Source organism: Saccharothrix sp. ST-888 (genome assembly GCF_000955975.1).
Lineage (GTDB): Bacteria > Actinomycetota > Actinomycetes > Streptomycetales > Streptomycetaceae > Kitasatospora.
The window spans coordinates 20,120-29,588 of the sequence record NZ_JYJF01000095.1; the positions used below are offsets into that span (position 1 = coordinate 20,120).

The following is a 9,469-nucleotide window of genomic DNA, read 5'->3' on the forward strand; positions in this document are numbered from 1 at the left end:
CGTCCTTCCAGGCGGGACGGCTTACGGGCGTCGCCGTTCGGCGGAGCAGGGGTCCGGGGTGATGCGCGGGACGGCGGTGAGTTCGCCGTGATCGAGGTCGTCGAGGTCGGCCCGGATCTGGGCGGCCCGCAGCCGGACCATGTCCTGGTCATCACAGGAGGCGTGGAAGTGCAGGAGCGAGACCGCGATGCGCAGGCGGAACAGAACGAGCGGGAGCAGGCTGTCGGCGGGGAACGGTCCGTCGAAGTAGCCGGCGAGGAGGGCCTCGGTCATCGGGGCGGGTTCGCGCAGGGACCAGCCGGCGAGTTCGGCCAGCGGGTCGCCGCCTCGAACGCTCTCCAGGTCGACGACCCCGGTGATGTGCCGGTCGTCGGTGAAGAGGTGGCGGCCGACCCAGTCGCCGTGCAGGAGCTTGGGCGCCGTCCACGGGAGGCGGTTGGCTCCGGCTTCGAGGATGAAGCGAGTGCGGCGCAGGAGCCCGGGCAGATCGAGGCCGTCGAGGCTCGGTGTGCTGCGGGAAGGCAGGGCGAGGAACCAGCCCTGGACGGTGGAGTGTTGGCCAATTCCGTGCCCCTCGAGCTGGCCGAAGCTGCTGACCTCGACGGTGTGCAGGCGGCGGAGGACCTCACCCGCTCGGGCGGCGGCGTCCAGGTCTGCTGGCTGCGGCGGTTCCGCTTCGATCGGGCGGCCAGGACAGCGGGTCTCGACGCACGCCTCGATGCTGTGCCAGATGATCCGGGCGGCGGGGATGCCCGCTTCCCGCATCCGGGCCGAGGCCCAGGCGGCGGTCGCGTAGCGCGAGCGGCTTCCCGCACGGCGGGCCTTGACGACCAGCTCGTCGCCGTCGCGGGTGGTGGCGGCGAAGGGGAGGCTGTCCGTTCCGGACCTCAGCGGGGTGAACTGCGCGTCGGTGCTGTCGAAGCCGGCCGCGGTGAGCGCGTCGAGCAGCAGCGGGTGGGGCCGGGCGATGACGGCGTCACCAGCAGGCATTGGGGACCTCCCGCACCGGGACGGGGCGTCGGCTGGCGGCGGACTGCAGGGCGGCGTCCAGCAGGGCGATGGAGCCGAGGTTGTCGACGGCGGGCACGGGGACGCTGCCGGGCTGGTGAAGGGCGTCCACCATGGCGGTGATGCACCGCTGATAGGCCGGGGTGGTCCTCGGCTTGGTGGCGGGGTCCGGGGCCCATCGGGCGGCGAAGCCTCGGGCCTCCACGCGCCAGTCGCCGTTGGCATCGGTTCGCAGGAACGGGTCCACGATGAACCCGCCTCGGTAGGTGAACAGCGAGTCGTCCGCGAAGCGCACGGTGACCACCGCGATCGAGCTGTGCGGAGCGAGGAAGCTGGCCGGCGTCTCCGTGCAGGTGATCTCGGTCGGAGGCGCGGTGATCAGGGTGCGAACCTGGTCGAAGGCGTGCACAGCGAGGTCGGTGGTGACAGGCAGGTGCTGGCGGCTGCGGAAGCCGGGGCCGGGCAGCGCGACGAAGGTGTCGGCGGTGACGACGAAGGGCGGCTCGGCGCCGAGGCGGACCATGTCGCGGAAGGCGAGGAAACCGGGGTCGGCGCCTCGGTTCTGCATGACGGCCAGCAGCAGGCCGCGCTCGTGCGCGAGGTGGACGAGGTCGAGGGCGTCGGGCAGGTTCAGGGCCAGGGGCTTCTCGGTCAGGACGTGGAGCCCGTGGGAGAGGGCTTCGCGGCTGCCTCGGTAGTGGTGGTCGGGCGGGGTGAGGTTGACGATGACGTCGACCGAGGCCAGCGTGAGCGCCTCGTCGAGCGTCGTGGCGAACACCGGGTGCAGCTCGTACCGGTCCGCGAGCGCCTGTGCCGCCTGCTGGTCGGGGTCGACGAGGGCAGCGATCCCGATGCGGCCGTCCGCGAGCAGCGAGCGGACCCAGCGGCTCGCGATGCTGCCGCAGCCGACCAGGGCGGCCTTCACGATGCCTCCCGCAGGGGGTGCTCGCCGGCCTGGTGGCGGCGGATGTGGTCAAGGGCGCGTGCGGCAAGGTCCTCGGGCGAGCCGGTGGTGGTGTCGAGCCGGACGACGGCCGGGGCGAGCGGGCGGTCGAAGTAGGCGTTGAAGTGCTCGCTGAAGTGGCGGTCGTAGAAGATCGTCGGCATGCCCTTGCGCAGGCGGGCGCGGCGGGCGAGCACGTCCGGGTCTGCGGTGAGGACGATCGTCAGGTCGGGCATCGCCACGGCCCGGCTGGTGACGGCGCGTTGGGCCTGGTCGTCGCAGTCGAAGCCGTACATCCGACCGACCGCGTGCGCGTGAGCGAGGAGGGTGTCCACGGTACGGTCGAGGAGCACGTCCCTCCCCTCGGCGAGGGCCTGCAGCGTTCGGGCGAAGCGGAGTTCCTCGACGTCGAGGAACTGGGCGATGTTGGCCAACTGGTGGTCGGCCGTGAAGGGGTCGGGCTTCGGCAACCGGGTCGGGTCGAGGCTGGCGTGGTAGTAGCAGGGGATGACGACGGGCTGGTCGAGGTGGGTGGCGAGTGCGGCGGCCAGCGTGGTCTTGCCGACGCAGCTGACGCCCTCGATGCCGAGGATCACGGTGTCTCCCTGTCCGAGGTGGTGGGTGAGGCCGTTCGGCGGTTGCTCTTGGGGGCGAGCGCCGAGTGCCTGGTCCCGGTGACGGCCCAGCGGCCGAGGGCGGTCATCGGGCCGATGCTCTTGAGCAGCAGTCCGGCCAGCGTCTCCACGCTCTGCGTGACGGTCTCGCGTACGGTCAGCGGCCGGCCTTCAGCCTGGGCGAGCAGGCGGACCGGCGCGACGGTGGCCGTCCAGAGCGCTGCCGCAGCCGTCGCCCGGACCGGCAGGCGCGTGCGCGGACCGAGCGCGAGGGCCAGGCAGGTGGCCGTCGCGGGCGTGACCAGCAGCCAGGCCAGGCCCCGGTAGGCGCCGATGGCGAGCGCCGCCGCGTGGTCAAGGCGGCTGCCGTGGTCCTGGGCGTGCCAGCGGGCGGCGCACTGTTGGTAGTCGAGGTAGCTCTGAAACCAGCGCTCGCTCTGGGCTAGCAACTCGGGCAGGTACTCGGCGGCGGGCACGGTGGTGGTGAAGGGGAGACTGTCGACCGGGATGCCGCTCAGGGTGAGCCGGTAGCCGAAGGCGACGTCGTCGAGCACGGTGAAGGTGGGCAGGCCGCCCATCTCCCGGAAGACGTCGGCGCGAACAAGGAGGCCGTGTCCTACGGTCTGCGCCAGACCTCGTCGGCCAGGGCCGCTCCGTGTGACCGTGGCGTACCGGCGGAGGTTGGGGATCTCTCGGCGGACGGTCCACAGGGTCTGGGCGCGGGCGGCGCCTCGGCACAGGCTCCGTTCCCACCAGGTACCGGCGGCGCCCTGCGTCGTGAAGCGGGCGGATTGCTGGACGACGCGGGGCAGTTCGCCGTCCTCCGCCCGGCGGCGGGCCAGGAACTCGGCGGTTCGCAGCAGGAATTCGCGGCTCGGGCGGGAGTCCACGTCGTAGACGGCGATGTACTCCTCAGCGGAGTGCGCCGCGAGCTGGTCGACGGCGGCGTTCACCTGGGCGGCCTTCCGACCGTCTCCTTCGTAGTGGACGTGCCGGACCACCGGAGCGGGCTCCTGAAGGCGCGCGATCTCGTCCGCGATGACGTTTGCCGTCGTGGGGAAGTCCGACAGCGCCTCGGCAGCCTTCGCCTGGGTGAGCGCGTTCTCGCCGGCCGTGTTCAGCGCCTCGGCGAGGGCGGTCAGCTCCTCGCCGGTCAGCTGGGGGAAGCGCTGCACCGTGAGGTCGGCCCTCTTCGCCCCGGCGAGCCGGCTGGCGAGGTGCTTGCGTTCGCGCTCCTCGCGCGCCGTGGACACCAGGGTCAGCGTCGACCCCGGGAAGTCGCGCAGGAGCGGCACGAACCACGTCAGCGCGCCGGTGACGTGCTCCTGCTCGCGCAGCACCGGGATGACGACGTGCAGCACCACCGGCTCCGTCTGCCGCGCCAGGCGAGGCCGGTCGACCCAGGCCAGCGTCTGGCGGACCTGCCGCAGCCCGTTCGCGTTGCGCGCGGCCACAGCGGCAGCGATCCACCAGGTGGGGCGGCGCCAGAACGGCTTCCGGGTGTTCATCCGGTGCCTCCCGCTGCGACGTAGTCGTGGAACAGCCGGTAGGTGTCGCGGAGCTGGCCTTCCGGGTAGCCGGCCTGCCAGGGCTTGTCGGGGCCAGCAAAGTGCACCAGGGCTGCGGTCTTTTCGTCCTCCAGGAGCCGGGCGAGCGGGCTGTCTGCCTCGGCGTAGTGGACGAATCCGGGCTGGGCGGCCTGCGGGGACATGGCGAAGGTGTTCCAACGCCGTTCCAGCCGGGTCCAGTTGTCGTCGATGGCCCAGTTCAGGGCGTCCTGGTCCCAGAACCGAACCTTGTCCGCGTGCTCCGACAGGAACTGCCTCGACCGTTCGAAGACACCGAGCCGCTGGCAGCGCTCCAGGTCGATGAGCAGCACGCCGCTGTTGAAGTAGTCCCGACCGTACGGGATGCCGAGCTCATCCCAGCCCGGCAGCTGAATGCCCCGGCCGATGACCGGGTTCTGCGGGTCGCGGACCGCCCCGATCGGGCGTCCGCCCAGGGACTGCCGCAGCAGCGGGCGCAGATCCCCGAGGACAAGCGTGTCGGCGTCCAGGTACAGCACCCGGCGCTCGTCCGGGATGACCTCCGGGATGGCCAGGCGCACGTACACCGCGCCGCTCACCCAGTGGGAGACCGGGTAGCGCGGGTCGGTCATGGGCGCCGGCCGCAGCTCGGTCCGCAGGCCCGTACGGTCGGCGTCCCGCAGGATCGCCTGCCGATTGGCGTCGCTGATCTGCTGGTCGAGGACGATCAGGCAAAGCTCCTCGACGGCGCCCGGGTGGGCGGCGGCGATCGAGTGCATGAGCGTCCGCAGCGGGCGGGCGTAGCCGTCGTCGACCCCGCAGACGAGCGCGGGCAGCAGGCGGGAGGTGGTGTTCACGAGACGCCCCTTCCGGTAGTGGCGGTGGCCTGGCGGGGGAAGTGCTGCTCAGCCCAGTCGAGGGTCCGGCGCAGGCCGTCGCGCAGGTGGGTGGTGGGCTCCCAGCCGAGGTGGGCGCGGGCCGAGGCGATGTCGGGGCAGCGGCGCTTCGGGTCGTCGGCGGGCAGCGGGACGAAGGTGATCGCGGACGAGGAGCGGGCCAGCGCCCGGATCTCCTCGGCGAGCTGAAGCATGGTGATCTCGTGCGGGTTGCCGAGGTTCACCGGGTCAGCGTGATCCGCTGTGGCGGCGGCGAGCAGGCCCTCGACGGTGTCGGCCACGAAGCACAGGGAGCGGGTCTGGCTGCCGTCGCCGGCCACGGTGATCGGATCGCCTGTCAGTGCCTGCTGGATGAACGCGGGCACCGCGCGTCCGTCGTCGGCGCGCATCCTCGGCCCGTACGTGTTGAAGATCCGCACGATCCCGCTATGGAGGCTGCCGGAACGCTGGAAGCACGAGGTCAACGCCTCGGCGTACCGCTTGGCCTCGTCGTACACGCTGCGCGGCCCGACCGGGTTCACGTTGCCCCAGTACCGCTCCGGCTGTGGGTGCACGAGCGGGTCGCCGTACACCTCGGACGTCGACGCGAGCAGGAACCGAGCACTCTTCGCCTCGGCCAGCTCCAGAGCGTTGAGCGTGCCCATCGCGCCAACCTTCAGAGTGGCCAACGGGTGGCGGGCGTAGTCGAGCGGCGACGCGGGCGAGGCCAGGTGGAAGACGAAGTCCACCGGCCCGGCCACGGCGAACGGCTGGCTCACGTCGCTGGCCTGGAAGCTGAACCTTCCGACCGAGCGCAGGCCCGACAGATTTTCGAGGCGACCGGTCAGCAGGTTGTCGACGCCGACCACCTCCGCGCCGAGGTCCAGCAGGCGCTCGCACATGTGCGAGCCGATGAACCCGGCAGCGCCGGTGACGACGGCGGTTCGGCGGGCGAAGGCGCTCGTTGCTGCCGTTCCCCCAGATTGTGACGTGCGCGGGCGTGGCACAGGCTTCTCCTCAACTCGTAGACGGTTGCCGCACGGACCTGCGGAGCCCGGGCCCCCTCAGACGGTCGGCTCCCGATCCGGAAGGACACGAGCCGGCGGCGCCGCGAACTGGTGCTCGGCGTCGAGCTGGTGCTGGGCGACGATCCCGAGCAGCGCGAGCGTGACGACGTGGCCCAGCCCCCACAGCACGGTGAACGCCGTCCCCAGCGGGTCACGGTGCGCGCCGCGGTGGCGGCCCCGCTGCGGGTTCGCGGATGCGGCCATGACTCGTTCCCTCCGCTCTCCTCGGACGACGGCTGGTCCAGAGTCGCGGCCCGGCCGATCGTCGCGGAACGTTTCCAGGGGGTTTCTCTCCGAGATCGCCCGCGCCGCAGCGGGTAGCAGTACGCTCACCAACAGGGCCTAGAAAGCCGGGGGTTGAGATGAGCGAAGACGTTCTGGCGATCCACCCGCTCACCTACCTGCTGCAGTCGCGCGGGTGGGGAAAGATCCAGTTCGCGCGGATGATGCGCGACCACGGCGCCGCATTGAAGATCCACCTGGCGACCAACCGGACGCTGGTCTGGAAGTGGGAGCAGGGCCAGGCGCCCGAGCCGGACGCGCAGTACGTTCTCGCTGACCTTCTTGGCGTCAACCCTCGTGGCCTGGTTGCGAATCCGTGGCCGCGATGGCTTCCTGTCTGGGAGGTGACCGGCATCACGGCGCCGTGGACGAAGGCCGGTACCGTGGACGTACTGGTGGAACTGGTCAGGAGTGGTCATATGGATCGGCGGGGCTTTCTCACCATCACCGGGGCCGCCATGGCCACCGTCGCCGCGAGCTGGGCCTCGGCCTCGCCCGCCTTCGCCTCCGCCCTCAACGGCGACCAGGTGACCGACTCCATGGTCGACACCCTCGACGCCCGCGTCGCCACCCTCCAGACCCTGGACGCCCAGATGGGCGGCGCCCGCCTCATCGAGCAGGCCCGTGGCGACCTGGCGATCATCACCAGCCTGCTCAAGCACGGTCGACACACCGAAGCCGTCGAGGCCCGTCTCTACGGGCTGGCGGCCCAGGTCAACTACATCGCCGGCTGGATGGCCTACGACAGCGGCCTGCGCTCAGCCGGCCAGCAGTACTACCTCGGCGCCCTGCGCGCCGCGAAGACCGTGGGCGACGACGCCCTCGGCGCCTTCCTGCTCGCCGAAATGGGCGTCCACCTCTCCGACAACGGCAACCCCGCCGAACGCGTCGCCCAAGTCGAGACCGCGCTCGCCAACACTCCCTCGACCATGCAGCCTGGCGTCCGCAGCTACCTCGAACTGCACCACGCCGAGAGCCTCTCCCGCGACGGCCAGCACCAGAAGGCCGGCTCCGCCCTCAACCGTGCCCACGACCTCTGGACCAGGAACGGCGGCGACCAGCTCCCCAACTGGCTCTCCTGGTACGGCGACGCCCAGCTCAGCTCCACCGAGGGCAAGGTCATGCTCCGCGCAGGCCAGGTCGAGCGCGCCACCAACGCCCTCGCCTCCTCCATCGACCACGCCGTCCCCCGCGACCAGGCCGTCCGCTCCGGTCGCCTCGCCACCGCCCGCCTCGCCGGCAAGGACCTCGATGGCGCCCTCGACGCCGCCAACCGCGGCTTGGACCTCCTAGAAACCAAGGTCCACTCCGTCCGCGCCGTCAACCGCCTCACCAAGTTCGACGGCTACCTCAAGCCGTACGGCACCGAGCCCACCGTCGCCGAGTTCCGCGAGCGGCTTCGGGCTCTGCCTGCGATGGCAGCCTGACCGATCTCGTCCGACTCGCCACTCGGCAAGCGGTGCTGTGCGACGATAGGACTGCAGTCCCTTCCTCTCATCACTCTGGCGAGCATGCCCCGTTGGAGCCAACAGATCTGACACCAAGCGGGCGAGCCGACACGCAGGAGAAAGCTGCCCGTGCCCACCTTGCGGTCGAACAACCACGGCAGTGTTGGCCCACTGCCGACAGCGATAGTGCGTGCCGCCATAGCCGTGTGCCGCCACGCACTCCACTGGCGTGACGATCAGCGTGCCATCTTCCTTAACGCTGGAGTGTCGCGCTCTCACTATGATCGTTACGATTCGCCGGAGTTGAGTAAGGCCAAGATCGCTCGGGCACTCTTCGATGACCTCGGGGGACAGGGCTCGGTCGGCCACGCGGTCCAGCGGAAGATCATCGAAGAGCTATGCCAGATGAAGCGACCACACGCTGATGCACCGGACCAGCGGGCTGGTGCCGAAGCTCTGACCGAGCTCAAGCGCGAAGCTGTAGCAGAGCAGATCCTCGTCAATCCCGAGCAGGCCGCTACGGAAGCGCGGAAGGCGGCTGAGAAGCGACGTGTGCAGGCAATCGCCGAAAGACGCCTGATCCTCGGTGAGTTGTGTGCTGAGTTCATTGCGCTGGTGCAGCAGGGGAACGGGCAGAGCACCCAAGGCCGCGGATACGACTTTGAAAAGCTCTTGGCGCGGCTGTTTCAGGTCCACGACCTCGACTACCGCCCGTCCTATCGCATAGATCGTGAGCAGATCGATGGCTCCTTCCACTTCCGAGGCTTCACGTACCTTGTCGAGGCCCGGTGGCGGTCAGCACAGCCTGACCTGGGTGATCTCCTCGATTTCAAGGGGAAAGTAGACGGGAAACTCGACAGCACCCGTGGGGTCTTCATCTCGATGGCTGGCTTCGACCCGGGCGTCCTCGATTACTTCGTGCGAAACTCTCGGGGGAGCCGCAACAACATCATCATGTTCACTGGCCGAGACGTTTCCCAGCTGTTCGAAGGAAACATTGGGCTCGTAGACGCGCTCACCAAGAAGGTCGATGCTGCCGAGCAAGAGGGTCTTGCGCTCTGCGAACTGTGATTCGGGGCGGACGCCCTGACGGGCTCCGCCCCTATATGCTCATGCTGGCCGAGGGGATCGCTTAGGTCGTGGGACGGTAGGCGCTCTTCTTACGCAGACGATGCTGCCGACAGGCGGGAGGGCAAGCTGATCGGCCATCGCCCCGTGGTGCCGCTGCGGCAGGGCGATCGAGCTGACCAGGCTTTCCGGACCTTCCAGTCGCACGGCGATGCTCCGTCACCTGCCAGCGCCAACGGCGGTGCTCGAAGAATGCCTTCCACAGCTCCAGGCGATGGCGAGAGTCCTTCGGGAACGTGAAGCGGAGAACGCCGAGGGCCACGGCTGCTACCAGTACAGGCGCGGACCCTGGGTGGTCGGTGAGGAACCGCACGGATCAGCCCTTCCCGTCGCACAGCTCGAGTGTTGCGGTGCCCAGCGCGACCCGGTAGGCGTCACCGCGGCGGGTGAATCCGGCGCCCCTGATTCCGGCCTCGGGGTGGGTCAGGGCCACTGCCAAGTCGCGGGGCTCGGGATAGCCGGTCCAGCGGAACATCCATGAGTCCCCGGCCCCCCAGAGCCGGCGGACGGCACCGTGCCGAATCACCTCCGGTTCCCTCCGGTGCTCGACTCCGGGCCGCTCCAAGGGGTCCCAGGAC

10 protein-coding genes are annotated in these 9,469 nt (G+C 70.2%); 2 read left to right on the plus strand and 8 right to left on the minus strand.

All coding sequences use genetic code 11. The features are described 5' to 3' along the window. Nucleotides 1-21: 21 nt before the first annotated feature. The 7 genes from UK12_RS25140 to UK12_RS25175 are packed head-to-tail and all read right to left on the minus strand — an operon-like array spanning nucleotide 22 to nucleotide 6,237. Entirely contained in the window at nucleotides 22-990 is a 969-nt protein-coding gene (locus UK12_RS25140; protein WP_045305413.1) for a phosphotransferase family protein, read from the minus strand. Next, complete coding sequence (locus UK12_RS25145) at nucleotides 977-1,933, minus strand: Gfo/Idh/MocA family protein (protein WP_045305414.1); 957 nt, start codon at nucleotides 1,931-1,933, stop codon at nucleotides 977-979. The genes UK12_RS25140 and UK12_RS25145 overlap by 14 nt, the downstream gene beginning before the upstream one ends. Next, complete coding sequence (locus UK12_RS25150) at nucleotides 1,930-2,547, minus strand: AAA family ATPase (protein ID WP_045305415.1); 618 nt, start codon at nucleotides 2,545-2,547, stop codon at nucleotides 1,930-1,932. The genes UK12_RS25145 and UK12_RS25150 overlap by 4 nt, the downstream gene beginning before the upstream one ends. Continuing rightward, the gene (locus tag UK12_RS25155) at nucleotides 2,544-4,073 is read right to left on the minus strand and encodes a glycosyltransferase (RefSeq protein ID WP_052682145.1); all 1,530 of its coding nucleotides are present in this window, start codon (nucleotides 4,071-4,073) and stop codon (nucleotides 2,544-2,546) included. Before UK12_RS25155 ends, UK12_RS25150 begins: the two co-directional genes overlap by 4 nt. Beyond that, nucleotides 4,070-4,948, minus strand: a complete 879-nt coding sequence (locus UK12_RS25165) for a glycosyltransferase family 8 protein (RefSeq protein WP_045305418.1) — start codon at nucleotides 4,946-4,948, stop codon at nucleotides 4,070-4,072. Before UK12_RS25165 ends, UK12_RS25155 begins: the two co-directional genes overlap by 4 nt. Continuing rightward, entirely contained in the window at nucleotides 4,945-5,973 is a 1,029-nt protein-coding gene (locus UK12_RS25170; protein ID WP_082119926.1) for an NAD-dependent epimerase/dehydratase family protein, read from the minus strand. Before UK12_RS25170 ends, UK12_RS25165 begins: the two co-directional genes overlap by 4 nt. A gap of 57 nt (nucleotides 5,974-6,030) precedes the next feature. After that, complete coding sequence (locus tag UK12_RS25175; RefSeq protein ID WP_045305420.1) at nucleotides 6,031-6,237, minus strand: hypothetical protein; 207 nt, start codon at nucleotides 6,235-6,237, stop codon at nucleotides 6,031-6,033. A gap of 158 nt (nucleotides 6,238-6,395) precedes the next feature. On the opposite strand from UK12_RS25175, the gene UK12_RS25180 reads away from it, so the two are divergent. Together UK12_RS25180 and UK12_RS25185 are read left to right on the plus strand one after the other, a co-directional pair. Continuing rightward, nucleotides 6,396-7,742, plus strand: coding sequence for a hypothetical protein (locus UK12_RS25180; RefSeq protein WP_045305421.1), 1,347 nt, complete (start codon nucleotides 6,396-6,398; stop codon nucleotides 7,740-7,742). Nucleotides 7,743-8,066: 324 nt separating this feature from the next. After that, nucleotides 8,067-8,834 carry a restriction endonuclease gene (locus tag UK12_RS25185; protein WP_052682146.1) on the plus strand — a complete coding sequence of 256 codons (768 nt, stop codon included), beginning with the start codon at nucleotides 8,067-8,069 and terminating at the stop codon, nucleotides 8,832-8,834. Nucleotides 8,835-9,207: 373 nt separating this feature from the next. Here UK12_RS25185 and UK12_RS43540 read toward each other — a convergent pair. Continuing rightward, nucleotides 9,208-9,469, minus strand: a 262-nt coding sequence (locus UK12_RS43540; protein WP_231591379.1) for a hypothetical protein, incomplete at its 5' end; no start/stop codon positions are given.